The 15,340-nt window shown below is 67.2% G+C and carries 18 protein-coding genes; 9 read left to right on the top strand and 9 right to left on the bottom strand.

All coding sequences use genetic code 11. The features are described 5' to 3' along the window. Position 1 precedes the first annotated feature (1 nt). Entirely contained in the window at positions 2 to 889 is an 888-nt protein-coding gene (locus Q0A27_RS05760) for a formate/nitrite transporter family protein (protein ID WP_291474103.1), read from the top strand. A 19-nt stretch (positions 890 to 908) separates the two neighbouring features. Here the strand turns inward: Q0A27_RS05760 and Q0A27_RS05755 are convergent, their stop codons facing one another. From Q0A27_RS05755 to Q0A27_RS05745, 3 genes are read right to left on the bottom strand one after another with little or no spacing between them, the layout of a single operon-like run. Continuing rightward, positions 909 to 2,111 (bottom strand): molybdopterin molybdotransferase MoeA, encoded by a 1,203-nt coding sequence (locus Q0A27_RS05755; protein WP_291474102.1) that lies wholly within the window; start codon positions 2,109 to 2,111, stop codon positions 909 to 911. Further along, positions 2,111 to 2,683 (bottom strand): NTP transferase domain-containing protein, encoded by a 573-nt coding sequence (locus tag Q0A27_RS05750; RefSeq protein WP_291474101.1) that lies wholly within the window; start codon positions 2,681 to 2,683, stop codon positions 2,111 to 2,113. The genes Q0A27_RS05755 and Q0A27_RS05750 overlap by 1 nt, the downstream gene beginning before the upstream one ends. Further along, positions 2,684 to 2,953: a MoaD/ThiS family protein gene (locus Q0A27_RS05745; RefSeq protein WP_291474100.1), complete on the bottom strand. Its 270-nt coding sequence runs from the start codon at positions 2,951 to 2,953 to the stop codon at positions 2,684 to 2,686. Between Q0A27_RS05745 and Q0A27_RS05740 the strand changes: the two genes are divergently transcribed. The 5 genes from Q0A27_RS05740 to Q0A27_RS05720 all read left to right on the top strand — a co-directional run bounded on the left by Q0A27_RS05740 (position 2,952) and on the right by Q0A27_RS05720 (position 6,133). Further along, positions 2,952 to 3,095, top strand: a complete 144-nt coding sequence (locus Q0A27_RS05740) for a hypothetical protein (RefSeq protein ID WP_291474099.1) — start codon at positions 2,952 to 2,954, stop codon at positions 3,093 to 3,095. The genes Q0A27_RS05745 and Q0A27_RS05740 overlap by 2 nt on opposite strands. 414 nt (positions 3,096 to 3,509) lie before the next feature. Continuing rightward, entirely contained in the window at positions 3,510 to 4,067 is a 558-nt protein-coding gene (gene moaC / locus Q0A27_RS05735) for a cyclic pyranopterin monophosphate synthase MoaC (RefSeq protein ID WP_291474098.1), read from the top strand. After that, positions 4,064 to 4,555, top strand: a complete 492-nt coding sequence (locus Q0A27_RS05730) for a MogA/MoaB family molybdenum cofactor biosynthesis protein (protein ID WP_291474097.1) — start codon at positions 4,064 to 4,066, stop codon at positions 4,553 to 4,555. The genes moaC and Q0A27_RS05730 overlap by 4 nt, the downstream gene beginning before the upstream one ends. Then, complete coding sequence (locus Q0A27_RS05725) at positions 4,548 to 5,027, top strand: molybdenum cofactor biosynthesis protein MoaE (RefSeq protein ID WP_291474096.1); 480 nt, start codon at positions 4,548 to 4,550, stop codon at positions 5,025 to 5,027. The genes Q0A27_RS05730 and Q0A27_RS05725 overlap by 8 nt, the downstream gene beginning before the upstream one ends. Next, complete coding sequence (locus Q0A27_RS05720) at positions 5,027 to 6,133, top strand: ThiF family adenylyltransferase (RefSeq protein WP_291474095.1); 1,107 nt, start codon at positions 5,027 to 5,029, stop codon at positions 6,131 to 6,133. Before Q0A27_RS05725 ends, Q0A27_RS05720 begins: the two co-directional genes overlap by 1 nt. A gap of 308 nt (positions 6,134 to 6,441) precedes the next feature. Here Q0A27_RS05720 and fdhD read toward each other — a convergent pair whose 3' ends face one another. From fdhD to purF, 6 genes are all read right to left on the bottom strand, one after another. Next, a complete protein-coding gene (gene fdhD, locus Q0A27_RS05715; RefSeq protein WP_291474094.1) occupies positions 6,442 to 7,455 on the bottom strand; it encodes a formate dehydrogenase accessory sulfurtransferase FdhD in 1,014 nt (337 codons plus the stop codon). A 28-nt stretch (positions 7,456 to 7,483) separates the two neighbouring features. Continuing rightward, complete coding sequence (locus Q0A27_RS05710) at positions 7,484 to 9,814, bottom strand: FdhF/YdeP family oxidoreductase (protein WP_291474093.1); 2,331 nt, start codon at positions 9,812 to 9,814, stop codon at positions 7,484 to 7,486. Positions 9,815 to 9,883: 69 nt separating this feature from the next. Next, the gene (locus Q0A27_RS05705) at positions 9,884 to 10,168 is read right to left on the bottom strand and encodes a DUF6457 domain-containing protein (RefSeq protein ID WP_291474092.1); all 285 of its coding nucleotides are present in this window, start codon (positions 10,166 to 10,168) and stop codon (positions 9,884 to 9,886) included. A 21-nt stretch (positions 10,169 to 10,189) separates the two neighbouring features. Next, complete coding sequence (locus Q0A27_RS05700; RefSeq protein ID WP_291474091.1) at positions 10,190 to 11,338, bottom strand: hemin ABC transporter substrate-binding protein; 1,149 nt, start codon at positions 11,336 to 11,338, stop codon at positions 10,190 to 10,192. 34 nt (positions 11,339 to 11,372) lie between these two features. Next, positions 11,373 to 12,074, bottom strand: coding sequence for a nucleosidase (locus Q0A27_RS05695; RefSeq protein ID WP_291474090.1), 702 nt, complete (start codon positions 12,072 to 12,074; stop codon positions 11,373 to 11,375). A gap of 32 nt (positions 12,075 to 12,106) precedes the next feature. Continuing rightward, entirely contained in the window at positions 12,107 to 13,600 is a 1,494-nt protein-coding gene (gene purF, locus Q0A27_RS05690) for an amidophosphoribosyltransferase (protein WP_291474089.1), read from the bottom strand. Between the two features lie 348 nt (positions 13,601 to 13,948). On the opposite strand from purF, the gene rpsH reads away from it, so the two are divergent. Genes rpsH through rplR form a run of 3 tightly spaced genes read left to right on the top strand, consistent with a single transcriptional unit; the run spans position 13,949 to position 15,305 of the window. After that, positions 13,949 to 14,350, top strand: a complete 402-nt coding sequence (rpsH, locus tag Q0A27_RS05685; RefSeq protein ID WP_291474088.1) for a 30S ribosomal protein S8 — start codon at positions 13,949 to 13,951, stop codon at positions 14,348 to 14,350. A 17-nt stretch (positions 14,351 to 14,367) separates the two neighbouring features. Further along, positions 14,368 to 14,904, top strand: a complete 537-nt coding sequence (gene rplF, locus Q0A27_RS05680; protein ID WP_291474087.1) for a 50S ribosomal protein L6 — start codon at positions 14,368 to 14,370, stop codon at positions 14,902 to 14,904. Beyond that, positions 14,904 to 15,305: a 50S ribosomal protein L18 gene (rplR, locus tag Q0A27_RS05675; RefSeq protein WP_291474086.1), complete on the top strand. Its 402-nt coding sequence runs from the start codon at positions 14,904 to 14,906 to the stop codon at positions 15,303 to 15,305. Before rplF ends, rplR begins: the two co-directional genes overlap by 1 nt. Positions 15,306 to 15,340: the final 35 nt, after the last annotated feature.

Below are 15,340 nucleotides of genomic sequence, written 5' to 3'. Positions count from 1 at the left end.
GGTGAGCGAGAATGCATCAACCGTGGAAACAGACGCCCAGGAAAGCCCGGCCACCCCGGCTCCGTTGGACGGCGCGGTGAACGCCGCCGCCGACAAGGCCGTCCTCAAGAAGGCGGGACTGTTCGCCGACGATCCGCTGCGCTACTCGGTGCGCGCGATCCTCGCGGGTGTGTACCTGACCCTCGGCACTGCATTCGCCGTCGTCGCCGGCAATGCGGTCGAGGGGGTGGCCGAAGGCCTCGGCGCGGTCGTCTTCGGGATGTGCTTCTTCGTCGGACTGGCCATGATCCTGCAGGTCGGGGCGGAACTGGCGACCGGCACCATGATGTTCATGGTCTTCGGTGTGGTCCGCGGTCATGTCTCCTGGCTACGGGCTGCGGGGATCATCCTGTGGACCGTGGTGCTCAACCTCGTCGGCGCGGTCATTGTCGCGGTGATCCTCGGACAGTCCGGCAAGCTCGGCGGACTCGGGGCCGACCACCTGCTCGCGACCCTGGCCGACAGCAAGCTGACCAAGGGGCCGTGGGGGATCTTCCTCGAGGCGATCCTCGCGAACTTCCTGGTCAACGTGGCCATCGTCGGTGGTCTGATCATGAAGGACTACGCGGGCAAGTTCCTGTTCACCCAGTTCGTCATCGGTGCCTTCGTGGTGCTGGGGCTGGAGCACCTCATCGCGAACTTCTCCCTGTTCATGCTGTCCCTGTTCTGCCTCGGCGACGGTTTCATGGACGGCGCCTCCGTGCTGGACTCGCTGACCTGGGCGAATGTGCTGGACAACTGGGGGATGGCCCTGGTCGGCAATGTCGTCGGCGGCGGACTGCTCGTCGGCGGCGTCTACGCCTGGCTGAATCAGGGGACCTCCAAGGGTGCGCGGCTCTACCGGGACTAGGTCCACCCGGGGCAGCCACCTACAGCGTCAGGAAGTCCACCGGATCACCTGCGACAAGCCCCTCCGACGGCACGACCAGCAGCACATCCCCGGTCGCGTACCCGGTGAGCATGTGCGAATGTGCACCCTCGACCGGGGTGCACACCCGGTCGGCGCCGAGAGCAGCGGGGATCAGCCGCACCCGGTCCCTGTTGAGCGGCTCAACCGACACGGCGCAGACCCCCGAGTGCAGCTCCGAGGACAGGCCCGCGAACGCGGCGACCGCCGGGACCACGAACGAGTGCAGGGCGACATGCGCGGCGAACGGGTTGCCGGGCGCCCCGATGATGAGCTGCGAACCGCGTCGGACGATCAGTGTCGGGTGACCCGGCCGGCACGCCACACCGGACGCCAGCACCTCGCCGTCATCACCAGATGCTGCCCGGGTGATGAACCGACGGGCGAAGTCCTGCCCGGAATGCCCTGAACCACCGGTGACCAGCACAATGTCGGCTTCAATGGTGGAGGGGCGGCGCAGCCAGTACTCCACCGCCACCGGGTCGTCGGCGACAGCCTCGGCAGAGGTCACGACCCCACCCCAGGATTCGACCAGTGCCGGGAAGGACACGGAGAAGGCGTCGCGTACCTCGCCCGGACCGGGCACACCACTGCGCACGATCTCATTGCCCGTGAAGGCGCACACCACCCTCGGACGCCTGGTCACGGTCACCTCATCGACACCCCCGGCCGACAGCATCGCGACATGACGCGGTGTCAGCCGGATCCCGTCGGCCAGTAGGTCGGCCCCGGCGGAGCGTTCCTGACCTGCAGGGCGGATGTCGTTGCCCACTTCGGGCTGCCCGGCGTGCAGCCGGGAACCGTCACAGGTGATCTCGGCGTCCTCGGATCGGACGACGGCGTCCGCCCCCTCCGGAAGAAGAGATCCTGTCAGGACCGGCAGCGCCTCTCCGTCGGAGAGTGCGCCGCCCGTGCGGTGGATGTTGCGTCCTGCCGCGCCTTCGACGGGGGTGGCGAGCAGTCGCCACGGTCCGGTGCCGCGCACAGCGAACCCGTCCATCGCCGAGGACGTGTAGTGCGGCACATCCATGGGGGAGACCACGGCGGACGCCAGGATCCGACCCGCCGCCTCCGCCACCGGAACCTGCTCGGTGCCTCGGCGGGCATGGTCGTGGACCGCGGATTCGACGGCGGCGCGGGCTTCGGACCAGCTGAGAGTGTTCATCAGTCCTGACCGTACCCGTTGCTGTACCCGTGCGCTGCGGCATCGGCCCAGGTGTCGATGTCGGCGATGGTGGGGGCGGGCAGTTCGATCTCGGACAGGTGCAGTTCCTTCACGATGCGCATGACGGGGGCGTCGGTGAAGTCGCCGACGCAGGCGTCCTTCAGGGCGGGGCAGGACGCACGGAAGAGCAGCGGTTGGAGGCGCCCGTCCGCGGTGATGACGCCCGGTCGGTCCAGGGCGGCGACGACGGACGCCGGGTCCGCGAGGTCGGCGGGCAGGACCAGGACATCGCCGGTGTAGTCGGCGGGGATCGCGGTCACACCGGCGGCGATGCCGGCGGCGGGACCTGCGAGCGGCGGATCTTCGCGGACGCGGGTGACGTCGTCAGGGAGAGGCATCTCGCCGGCGACGACGATCCGCCGGCATTCGGGGAGTACGGCGCAGGCGTCGAGGACACGGTCGATGAGACGGCGGCCCGTGGCATCCTGAAGAAGGGGTTTGACCGGGACCTCGGTGGGGGCGGATGCGGCGAGGCGTTCACCGCGTCCACCTGCGATGATCAGCGCGTACATCTATCCTCCGGCGAACGGCGGGAGGACGTCGACGCGCCGGACGGCGCTGAGGTCGACGGTGGTGGCGTCCGGGCGGGTGACCGTGCGGCCGTCGACGAGGAAGCTGCAGCGGTCGAAGATCTGGGCGAGCGTCATGCCGCCGGCGGTGGTTTCGGTGTGGGTGGTGCCGAGGGTGCCGAGCAGGTCGGACAGTGTTCCGGAGGCGTCTGCATTCTCCTGCGGGACGCCGCGTGCGGCCCGGGCGGCGGCGAAATAGTGGATCTCAACCATGGTCGTCCAGTGTAGGCGGCACGTCGCGGCGGGGGAGATTGACATCGCGGCGGGGCGCTACGTCGATGTCGAACTGGAAGAACTCGACGGATTCATGGATGACCTCGCCCAGGAGGTCATAGATGCCAGGCAGCAACGCTGATGCGAAGGATCCGCATGAGTTCGCTGGCCAGGCAGGATCTCCGGGGCATCCTGGACTGGACGGTGGAGCGCTTCAGGGAGGAGGCAATGAGGCGGTACCGGAATCTCTTCGCACGGCGCTCCGTGACCTCGTAGTCGACCCTGATGAGCCGGGACGTCGGCTTCACCCGGAGCTGGGCCAGGGGAAGCGGTCCTGGCATCTCAGACTGAGCCGTGACCGGGTGCGCGATGACCGGGTGTTGTCGCCCAGGGTGTTGTCACCCAGGGTGTTGTCACCCAGTCACATCATCCTACCGGTCTGATGAAGACACACGGTTCGTCGTCGGCATTGTCCATGAATCCATCGACATCGCGCGTCATCCTGGCCCTGGCTCGGGCGAACCCTGACCAGCTCTACCGCGTAATCTGGGCACCTATGAGCAGCACGGAAAACCCCGGGAACACCGGGAACACCGATAACACCGAGAACACCCACCTCACCCACGTCCGTGAGGACGGCTCGGCGCACATGGTCGACGTCACCGCGAAGAACGAGACCAGCCGCACCGCCGTGGCCACCGGCCGTGTCCGCACCAGGGAAGACGTGCTCGACATGATCTTCGACCCTGCCAACGGAGGCCTGCCCAAAGGGGATGCCCTGCCCGTCGCCCGCGTCGCCGGTATCATGGGCGCGAAGAAGACCCCCGAGATCATCCCGCTGTGCCACCCGCTGCCGCTCGGCAGGATCACCGTCGACTTCACCCGGGAGGCGGACGCCGTGCGCATCGAGGCCTCCGTGAAGACCCGCGGCGTCACCGGGGTGGAGATGGAGGCACTGACCGCGGTGACCAGTGCCGCCCTGACCGTCTACGACATGATCAAGGCGGTCGACAAGCACGCCGTCATCGACGACGTCCGCGTCCTCGCGAAATCCGGCGGTAAGTCCGGCGACTGGGATGTGCGTCCCGACGCACCGGGGGATGTGCGGTCATGACCACTGCACTCGTCGTCGTCGCGTCCACCCGCGCCGCCGCCGGTGAGTACGCCGACCGCACCGGCCCGGTCCTGGTCAGTTGGCTGCGCGAGCGTGGCCTGGAGGTTCCGGATGCCGCGGTTGTCGCCGACGCCGACATCCCCGCCTACCTCGACGAGGTTTTCGATGGAGACGCGACCGTTCCTGTCCCGACCATCGTGCTCACCACCGGCGGCACGGGCATCAGTCCGACCGACGGCACCGTCGCCGCCGTGAAGCCACTGCTCACCCACGAACTGCCCGGCCTGATGACGGCCGTCCACCTCAAGGGTCTGGAGAACGGCGTCCCCACTGCGCTGCTGTCCGGCGGCGTGGCGGGTACCGTCGGACGCACTTTCGTCATGACGCTGCCCGGGTCGACCGGGGGAGTGAAGGACGGCATCGCCGTGCTCGACCCCGTGCTCGACCACCTCATCGACCAGCTGGAAGGAGCCGGAGACCATGAGTGACCCCGTGAGCGGACCCGTGAAGGACCCCGCCTACGTCGCCGCGCAGACCGGCACCGTCATCCACACCGCGATCTCCACTGAGCCTCTCGAGACACAACTGGTAGCCGCGAAGGACGCCACGGCGACCGACGCGATGGGCGCCGTCGTCACCTTCGAAGGCACCGTGCGCGACCACGACAACGGCGAAGGGGTGACGCAGCTGACCTACACCCACCACCCGACCGCGGATGCGGTGCTGGCGCGGATCGCCGAGGAGACCGTCGCCGAGTACCCCGAGATCCGGCTCTGGGCCGAGCACCGCAGCGGTGAGCTCGGGATCGGTGACCTCGCTTTTCTCGTGGTCGTGGCGTCCTCCCACCGGGGTCCCGCCTTCGAGGCGGTCGCCGAGTTCGCCTCGCGCGTGAAGTCGGAGGTACCGATCTGGAAGGAACAGGAACATGTTGACGGATCGACTGACTGGGTGGGTCTGTGATGACTGACGAGACTGGCCACCCTGTCGACCACGCCCGGTACCGACGCCAGATCACGCTCGCCGGATTCGGTCTTGCGGCGCAGGAGAAACTGGCGTCCTCCCATGTCGCCGTGCTCGGCGCCGGCGGGCTCGGCTCACCCGCACTGCTCTACCTCGCCGCGGCCGGGGTGGGGGAGGTGACCGTCATCGATGATGACGAGGTCGCCACCTCAAACCTGCACCGCCAGATCATCCATGTCGAGGCCGCGGTGGGGGAGTCGAAGGCGGAGTCTGCGCGCCGGGAGATGCTGGCGCGGAATCGTGATCTGGTGGTCAACGTCGTGGATGCCCGACTGACCTCGTCGAACGCTGTAGAGCTGCTGGGGGACGCCGATGTCGTCCTCGACGGCACCGACAATTTCGCCGCCCGCTACGCCTGCTCCCACGGGTGTGCGGTGCTGGGGATCCCGCACGTGTGGGCGTCCATCCTCGGGTTCGACGCGCAACTGTCCGTCTTCGGTGCACCTGGTCCGCTCTACGAGGATGTTTTCCCGACACCTCCGGCCCCCGGAACCGTGCCCTCCTGCTCTGCGGCAGGTGTGCTCGGCCCGGTCGTGGGAGTTGTGGGGACCGCGATGGCGCTGGAGGCGGTCAAGGTGCTCACTGATATCGGTACACCCTTGACCGGCACGATCGGCTACTTCGACGGTTTGTCCGGCCGGTGGGAGTATATCCCGGTGCATGGTGATCCCGCGGTCGCGCAGCGGGTGAAGAGTGAGCCGACTGAGGTGGACGAGGAACTGGCGGTCGAGCTCTCTGATGACTCTGACATCCCGGATCTCACCGACGCAGTGCTCATGGACGTCCGCGAGCCCGATGAGTTCGAGACCGTGCATATCCCGGGTGCGGTGAACATACCCTTGTCCGTGCTCAAGGGTGGCGTCGACGGTGAGTTCCCTGAGGAGGTCGAGTACGTGGCCGACCGTGCGGCTGAAGAGGGGCGTCCTCTGGTGGTCTACTGCGCCTCGGGTGTGCGTTCGCTGAAGGCGGTCGACCTGTTGGCGGGCGCGGGTATCGCCGCGGTCAACTATCCCGGCGGTATCACCGCGTGGCTGGATCGGCAGTAGAGACCTGAGTGTCAACGGGCTGGTGTTGACGCCTGGTGCCCCGACTTCACTGTCGCCATCAGTACCGTGATGCGGAAGTCAGGTACCTGATTTCAGCATCTCCGTACTGGTGGCTGCACAGAGAGTGCTGGCGCTGGTCGGCCATCTGTCGCAGTGAGGTGGCATCTCCACGTGCTCGGTGGCATCTCTTTCTGTAACCTCGGCCGGTCCAGGCGACATAAGGAGATGCCACATTGCAGGAGGGGATGCCACCGACGTTTCACCAGTAGCCGGACGCCGGGAGGCCAGAACCTCGGAACGCCACCGCGTCAGGACGCCAGCTCACCGGAGTAGAGGTTGAACCTGTCGTCCCGGGTGAAGCCGGTGAGCAGCAGACCGGACTCCTTCGCCATAGCGACGGCCAGCGAGGTCGCCGCGGAGACCGCGACCAGTCCGGAAAAGCCCGCCAGCACGGCCTTCTGCACCAGTTCAAAGGATGCCCGGGAACTCATGACCAGGTAGGTGGCCTTGTCCGGGTCGTCCTCGGGGACATCACCGGGGAGACGATTCTCCAGGAGGAGCGCACCGATGACCTTGTCAGCGGCGTTGTGGCGCCCCACATCCTCGCGGATGACCAGGGGACGCCCATCGGCGGTGAACGCGCCGGCGGCGTGGACGCCACCGGTCTTCCTGAAGGCCTTCTGTCCGCTGGAGAACTGCCGGGGAAGGGAAACGACCAGTTCAGGCGTCGGATGCACCGGCGTCAGCGTGTACCGCTTCTCCTTCATGAGGTCATCGATGGAGGTCGTCCCACAGACGCCGCACGCGGAGTTGGTCACCAGGTTGCGGATCGGGAGCTCCACACCGGGGAGCGACCCGGCGCCCACCGGCAGAGAGGGGCAGGAGTCCCCGGCCGGCGGCTGGACCGGCTGGACCGGCTGGACCGGCTGCGGTGAGTCCGGCGACGCAGGGACGCCGCAGGTGGCGGTCGAAGGGTGTACACCGATATCAGCGACGCTGAACCCCGCCTGATCCCGCAACGACACATCCAGCGTGTTGTACGTGTTCTCACCCAGCGGCCCCACCGCCCCGGCACAGTAGCGCGCCTCCGAAATATCCGCCCGGGAAGTGATGACCCCCTCGGCGTGGAGCAGCCCGTGGACCAGTTCGATGTCGTGGCCCGGCGTCCTCATGGTGGTGGTGAGGTCCGTCCCGTCCACCCGGATCTGCAGCGGCTCCTCGACGGCGAGGGTGTCGGCCCTCGTGTCTACGGAAACACTCCCGTCGGAGCCGTCCTCCAGCCGAACCTTGGTGACCCGTGCCTTTTCCGTCAACCTACCCATGGATCGCCAAATTACCCCTACGGCTCATCTACTTCTCATTCGCAGGCATCGGCGGCATGTCCTCCGCGCGCTTCCCGGTCGGCTCCAGGTGGATGGGCATCGACTTCGAGACCGGGGTGTTGGACTCGTTGGCCGCGTGGTCCAGCGGGATGAGCACATTCGTCTCCGGGAAGTAGGTGGTGCAGCCACCGCGGGAGTGGTCGTACTCCACGACGCGGAAGTCGGGGGCACGGCGCTCGCCGTCCTCCCACACCGACACGAGGTCGACGATGTCGCCGTCGCGCACGCCGAGCTCGCGGCAGTCCGCCGGGTTGATGAGGACGACGCGGCGTCCTCCCCGGATGCCGCGGTAGCGGTCATCCATGCCGTAGACGGTGGAGTTGAACTGGTCGTGCGTACGCACGGTGTTCATCATCAGCTGTCCGGGCAGCAGCTCAACCGGGGAGATCTCGTTGACCGTGATGTGGGCCTTGCCGTCGGAGGTGGTGAACTTCCGCTCGCGGGGGCCGTTGGGCAGGTAGAACCCGCCCGGGTGCTTGAGCTTCTCGTTGAAGTTCTCGAAGCCGGGGATGGTGTTCGCGATGTGGTCGCGCAGCACGTCGTAGTTGTCGATCATCGGCTGCCAGAAGTCGTCGCCGAAGGTCTCGCGGCCGATCGAGCAGAGGATGTCCACCTCGCTCTTCAGGTCCGACTTCCGGTGCGCACGGCGCTTACCGGTGGACGCGTGGACCTTGCCGGCGGAATCCTCGACCGTCACGGACTGGCGTCCGGACTTCTGCATGTCCAGGTCGGTGCGCGAGCGCACCGGCAGAATCAGGGAACGACGCCCCGGCCAGGCGTGGGAGCCGTTCGGCTTGGTCGACAGGTGCACGGTGAGGTCGTTGGCCGCCATGCCACGCTCGAGCACGGAGGTGTCGGACGCGACGCGGACCAGGTTGCCGCCGAGCGACAGGAAGAACTTCACCTTGCCGTCGCGCATGGCCTGCAGCGAGGCGACGGTGTCGTAGCCGTGCTCGCGGGGGACCGGGAAGCCGAACTCCTTCTCGATCGCGGCGAGGAAGCTCTCCGGGGAGCGTTCCCACACACCCATGGTGCGGTCACCCTGGACGTTCGAGTGGCCACGCAGCGGGGCGGTGCCGCAGCCCGGCTTGCCGATGCGGCCGGTGAGCAGCAGGGTGTTCGTCATCTCACGGATCGTGGCGACGGCGTTCTTGTGCTGGGTGGCACCGAGGGTCCAGGTGATGATCGTGGAATCGGCCTTCTCGATGGCGTCCACCATCGCCAGGACCTGGTCGCGCGGGATGCCGTGGGCGCGGGCCAGCTCTTCATCGTCGAGGGACGCCAGGTGGGCTGTCAGATCCTCGTAGCCGGTGGTGTAGGTCTCGATGAACCAGTGGTCGACGGCCCTGTCGCGGGCCACGAGCTCCTTGTTCACCGCGAGGAACAGGGCGCGGTCGCCGTCGAGGCGGACCTGGAGGTAGTCGTCGGCGATCTTCTCCTTGGCGCCCAGGTAGGTCTTCACGGCCTGCGGCTCGCGGAAGGCCATGAGTCCGGCCTCGGGCATCGGGTTGATCGCGATGATCCGCCCGCCGTTCTCCTTGCACCGGGAGTACGCGGTCAGGGCGCGCGGGTGGTTGGTGCCCGGATTCTGGCCGACGGAGATCAGCAGGTCGGTGGTGTGGAAGTCGTTGATCGTCACCGAGCCCTTGCCGAGGCCGAGGGTCGCCGACAGGGCCGAGCCTGTGGACTCGTGGCACATGTTCGAGCAGTCCGGCAGATTGTTGGTGCCCATCCGCCGGGCGAGCAGCTGGATGGCGTAGGCGGCCTCGTTGACGGCCTTGCCGGAGGTGTAGAACACGGCTTCGTCCGGCTCGATGGACTGCAACTCCTCGGCGATCATGGCGATCGCGTCATCCCAGCTGATCGGCCGGTAGTGGCCGTCGCCGGAGTCCCGGTCGTAGACGAGCGGGTGGGTGATGCGTCCGACCTTGCCGAGCCAGTGGTCGGTCTTCTCGCGCAGCTCCTCGACGGTGTACCTCGCCCAGAAGTCGGGGCCGGCCTTGGAGGGGGTGGTTTCCTCGGCGACGGCCTTCGCACCGTTCTCGCAGAACTCGACGATGTTGAGGTCATGCTGGTCAGGCTCGGGCCAGGCGCAGCCGGGGCAGTCGAAGCCCTTGTGCTTGTTGATGGTCAGCAGGGAGGGCACGCCGTTGTTCGGCACCGCATGCTGCATCGCGTGAAGCACGGCGGGGACGCCGGTGGCGACCTTCTCGTTCTCGCTGATCCGCGGGTGATCGTAGCGGTTGGCCACCGGGTTGACCTGGTCGGCGACCGGCGGAAGTCCCTGGACATTAGTCATGTTCCCCATGCTAACCAGGAACGTGACCTGAGTCATATCCGGCGCATCAGGTTCCGCCGAACGGGGGTCTCAGTCCCCGGGATCGTCGCCGGACGCCGCGCGCTCGCGCACTGCAGCGATGAGCTCCGCGGGGTCGGAACCGGCACGCCCGGCGGCCAGACCGATCAGGAAGGCGGTCACCGGTGCGGCAGGACGCGACCGGTCGTGGGCGACGGTGCTGGTCAGCTGGAGGATATCGGCGACGAGGGCGCGTTCCTCGTCGCGGTCGATGCCGAGCTGGTCGGCGACGTCATCGAGCCAGGCGAGCATGGCCGCCTTCTCCTCGGGGGAACCTTTGGCGGGGGTGGAGTTCATGGCGCCTACCATAGGCCGTCGCTAGGACTCGGTGGCCTCGCGGTGGGTATCCGGGTCGTAGAGGGCGGACGCCGCGGAGAGCAGCATCTCACCGGTCTGCGGTCCGAAGCTCAGGGCCTGGGAGTCCGGGATCGCAAGGATGCGACGGTTCTGTCCGGCCTTGGTCTGCGCCACGCCGGGCTTGGTGAGCAGGCCGTCGATATTGCCGGTGGACTGCAGACCGGCGGACATCATGACCAGCACGTCCGGGTCGAGCTTCGCCAGTGCTTCGGCATTGGCCGGCGCCATGTCGGAGATGCCTTTCTCCGCCGCGACGTCCACTGCACCGATGCCCTCGATGAGCTCACTGGTGCCGGAGTCGGGGCCGAGGATGTAGAAGACACCGCCGTCACCGCGGGCGTAGAGGAAGGCGGCGCGCAGCGGGGTGCCGTCTGTGGCGGCGTCCGCCAGGTCCTTGATGGTGGATCGGGCCTCGTCGGCCTCGTCGGCGGCACGCTCGGCGAGCTGCTTACCTTCCTCCGGCAGTCCGACGATATCGGCGACCGTGGTGATGGACTCGGAGACGGCCTCCGCGCCGTACTCCGGGTCCTCCATCATGACGACGGGGATGCCCGCGTCGCGGATCTGCTGGACAGCGTCCTCCGGGCCGATGGACGGGTTGAGGATGATCAGCGTCGGGTCGAGGTTCAGGACCGCCTCGGCGCTGATGGAGTGGCCGCCGTGGGTGACCACGGGCAGGTCGGCGAGGCTGGGTTCCATCGAGGACACGGAGCGTCCGACGATGTTGTCGCGCAGGCCCAGGCCGGCGAGGGTGCGGGAGATCGTGCCCGAGATGTCGAGCGGGACGATACGGGAGACATCGTCGACGGTGACGTCGTTGCCGTCGGAGTCGGTGAGACTGACCGGCAGGGCGGGCTCGGCGTCCTCGGTCACCGGGGTGACGTCGCCGACGTAGGAGGCGTAGGAGACATCACGGGCCTCGGACGCGGCGGGGACGTCGTCGGCGGTGGGGAAGTCCTCGACAGCGGCGTCGAAGCTGGTCTCCTCGGCGTCGCCGACACCGCCGCCGTTCTCCGAGCCGGCACCGCAGGCGGTGAGCCCGACGGTGAGGAGTAGTGCGGTGACAGCGGCAAGAGGACGCCGTCGGCGTCCGGGCAGGAAGACACTCATGGGAATGAATGTAGCAATGATGGTGAGGCAGGCCTTAATCGGCGGTGAGCTCCGGTCGGTGGGGCGTAGTGAGCTGGCCGCGGGTGTGGGCGGCGATCTCGCGGGCCATGCGGGGCAGTTCCTCACGCCAGGAGTTGCCGGCGGAGTCCCCGGCGTCGTCGCTGATCACCTTGATCAACTGCACGGGCACACCGAACCACCGGGCGACCGAGGCGACGGCGTACCCCTCCATGTCGACGATGTCGGCGTCCTCGGCGAGGCGGTCACGGGTGGCGTCGGACTCCACGAAGACATCGCCGGTCGCCAGCGTGATCGTGGACGCCGCGTCCCGCTCGAGCCCGTCGAGGGTGTCCGGCGTGGCGCCGGGGACCGCCGCCTCCGCAGCGAGGTCGAGCGGCGGATACTCGTCGGCCCCGGTGAAGGCGGCGACGGAGGAGTGGGAGAAATCGTGCAGCAGCACCCGGTCGACCCGGTGCACACCCGTCAGTCCCGGACGCAGCGCCCCGGCGGTGCCGATGTTGATGATGCCGCCGGGCAGACCACCGGCGCGCAGGTAGCGGTGCAGACAGTCCGTCAGGGACAGGGTGGTGTGGATCCGGCCGATGCCGGTGAGCAGCACCGGCAGGTCGTCGAGCCCTTCGGTGAGGTGGGTGGCCTCGCCGGCCATCGCGACGACGAGCAGGGGACGGCCAGGGGTGATCTCCCCGTGGTGCAGGACGGTCTCTTTCCCGGTCATGGCTGGTCCTCTCCGGCTCTCTCTGACTCTCTCTAGCTTTCCTGGGCGTCCGCCACCCAGTCGAGGTACTCCTGGGTCACGTTGCCCGTGATGTAGTCGCCGGTGAAGCAGCTCAGGTCCAGGCCGTCGAGGTGCTGGTCGGTCTGACCGTCCATGATCGCCGCCTCCAGGTCGTCCACCTCCTGGTAGATGAGGTGGTCGGCGCCGAGCAGCTCACAGATCTCCGGGATGGTCCGGCCGTGGGCGATGAGCTCGGACTCGGTCGGGATGTTGATCCCGTAGACGTGCGGGTGGCGGATGGGCGGGGCGGCGGAGGCGAAGGTGACCTTGCGGGCGCCGGCGGCGCGGGCCATCTCGATGATCTGGGAACTGGTGGTGCCGCGGACGATCGAGTCGTCGACGAGCAGCACATGCTTCCCCTTGAATTCGGTGGACATCGCGTTGAGCTTCTGGCGGACGCTCTTCTTGCGGACCGCCTGGCCCGGCATGATGAAGGTACGTCCGACGTAGCGGTTCTTGAAGAACCCCTCGCGGTAGTCGATGTTCAGGACTTTCGCGACCTCCATCGCGGAAGGACGCGCCGAGTCCGGGATCGGCATGACGACGTCGACATCCTCGACCGGCATGTGCTCGGCGATGGTCTGCGCCAGCCGGGCGCCCATGCGCAGGCGGGAGTCGTAGACGGAGATGCCGTTCATCACGGAGTCCGGTCGGGCGAGGTAGACGTACTCGAAGGAGCACGGCTTGAGCTGCGGAGTCTCGGCGCACCCGCTGGAGTGGAGCTTGCCTTCCGGGGTGATGAACACGGCCTCGCCGGGAGCGAGTTCACGGACGAGCTCGTAGTTGCCGTTCTCCAGGACCAGGGACTCGGAGGCGACGACCCATTCGTCGTGGGCGTCCGGGTGGACGGACAGCTGCTCGGGGGTGGGGTGGCGGCGTCCCAGCACCATCGGGCGGATGCCGAAGGGGTCGCGGAAGGCGAGCAGTCCGTGGTGGGCGATCAACGCGACGACAGCGTAGGCGCCCTCGATGCGGCGGTTGGTCGCGGAGACGGCGCTGAAGATGCTCTCCGGGGTGAGGTCGGTCGGGCCCGTCGTGGCCTGCAGCTCGGAGGCCAGGACGTTGAGCAGCAGTTCGGTGTCGCTGGAGGAGTTGACGTGCCGGCGGTCGCGGTCGCGCAGTTCCTCGGTGAGCTCACGGGTGTTCGTCAGGTTGCCGTTGTGCACCAGGGTGATGCCGTAGGGCGAGTTGACGTAGAAGGGCTGCTGTTCCTCCTCGGAGGACGCCGCGCCACGGGTGGCGTAGCGGACATGGCCGAGGCCGACGTTGCCGAGCAGGGAACGCATGTCCCGGGTGCGCACGACCTCACGGACCTGGCCACGGGCCCGGAAGGTGTGCAGGTGGCCGCCGGCTTCGGCCGTGGCCATTCCGGTGGAATCCTGTCCACGGTGCTGCAGGAGAAGTAGAGCGTCGTAGATGTCCTGGTTGACCGGGCTGTTGCCGATCATTCCGACGATGCCGCACATGGTTCTGGGTATTCCTCACTGACGGGGTACTGCTCGGGCCGGTGGTGACCCTGAGGAGAATACGCTGTGAGGTGCCCGGACACCGATTCGGGACGGGGTGCAGGCGTCCTTCCGGACGCTGTTTGACCTTGTCGTGCCTGGTTGCTAGCGTAGACAGGTCCTGCGTGTCAGGACCAAGCATTCAACCACTTTGTCACAGGCCCTCCGCCCTCATGCGGCCGCGTCGTCACCAAGGTAGCGAGCAACCCCGGTTACTGAACCAGGGAAGCGTCAGTTGCCGACAAGGACGCGGTTTACGCCCGGGTGGACACGGGAACCGTGGCGAGAAAGGCACAAGGTCATTTCGTCATGACGATGACTGATCCCATCGCGGACATGCTGTCCCGCGTGCGGAACGCGTCCAACGCGTACCACGACAGCGTGTCCATGCCGTCCTCCAAGATCAAGGCCAACATCGCCGAGATCCTGAAGAAGGAAGGCTACATCGCCGACTTCACCGTCGAAGAGGCCGCCAAGGTCGGCAAGCAGCTCACCCTGGAGCTCAAGTACTCCAACAGCCGTGAGCGTTCCATCGCCGGTGTCCGCCGCGTCTCCAAGCCGGGTCTGCGCGTGTACGCCAAGTCCACCAACCTCCCGAAGGTCCTCGGTGGCCTGGGTGTGGCGATCATCTCCACTTCCCAGGGTCTGCTGACCGACCGTGAGGCGACCGAGAAGGGCGTGGGTGGGGAAGTCCTCGCCTACGTCTGGTAGAAGGAGGACGCAGCACAATGTCACGTATCGGTAAGGCCCCCGTGGCCGTCCCCGCCAACGTCACCGTCACCATCGACGGTCAGAACGTCGAGGTCAAGGGTCCGAAGGGCACTCTGTCCCAGGAACTCCCGGCCCCGATCACCGCCGTCCAGGAGGGCAACGAGATTCTCGTTCAGCGCCCGGACGACCACCGCAAGAACCGCTCCCTGCACGGTCTCTCCCGCTCGCTCGTCAACAACATGGTTGTCGGCGTCACCGAGGGTTACACCCAGAAGATGGAGATCTTCGGTGTCGGTTACCGCGTCCAGGCCAAGGGCAAGAACCTCGAGTTCGCCCTCGGTTACTCCCACCCGGTCCTCATCGAGGCTCCGGAGGGAATCACTTTCGCGGTCGACGGAAACACCAAGTTCTCCGTCACAGGTATCGATAAGCAGCAGGTCGGACAGATCTCCGCCAACATCCGTCGTCTGCGGAAGGACGATCCCTACAAGGGTAAGGGCATCCGCTACGAGGGTGAGCAGATCCGTCGCAAGGTCGGAAAGACGGGTAAGTAATGTCTCAGAGCAACGACAAGAAGCGTCTCCCGGTGGGCAAGGACATCTCCACCCGCCGTCGCATCGCACGTCAGCGCCGTCACTACCGTCTGCGCAAGAACATCTCCGGTACCGCCGAGACCCCGCGTCTCGTCGTCCACCGCACCTCCCGTCACATGCACGCCCAGCTGATCGACGATGTCGCCGGTCACACCCTGGCCGCTGCATCCACCACCGAGGCCGATATCCGTGCCATGGAGGGTGACAAGAAGGCCCGCGGTGCCCGCGTCGGCGAGCTCATCGCCGAGCGCGCCAAGGCTGCCGGTGTCGAAACGGTCGTCTTCGACCGTGGCGGCTACCAGTACCACGGTCGCGTCGCCGCTCTGGCCGACGCAGCCCGCGAAGGTGGTCTGAAGTTCTAATGCGCAACGACAAGATTTTCACCGACGGAAGGACT

The organism is Corynebacterium sp. (genome assembly GCF_022712275.1).
Lineage (GTDB): Bacteria > Actinomycetota > Actinomycetes > Mycobacteriales > Mycobacteriaceae > Corynebacterium.
This window is presented reverse-complemented; position numbering and strand designations above follow the sequence as displayed.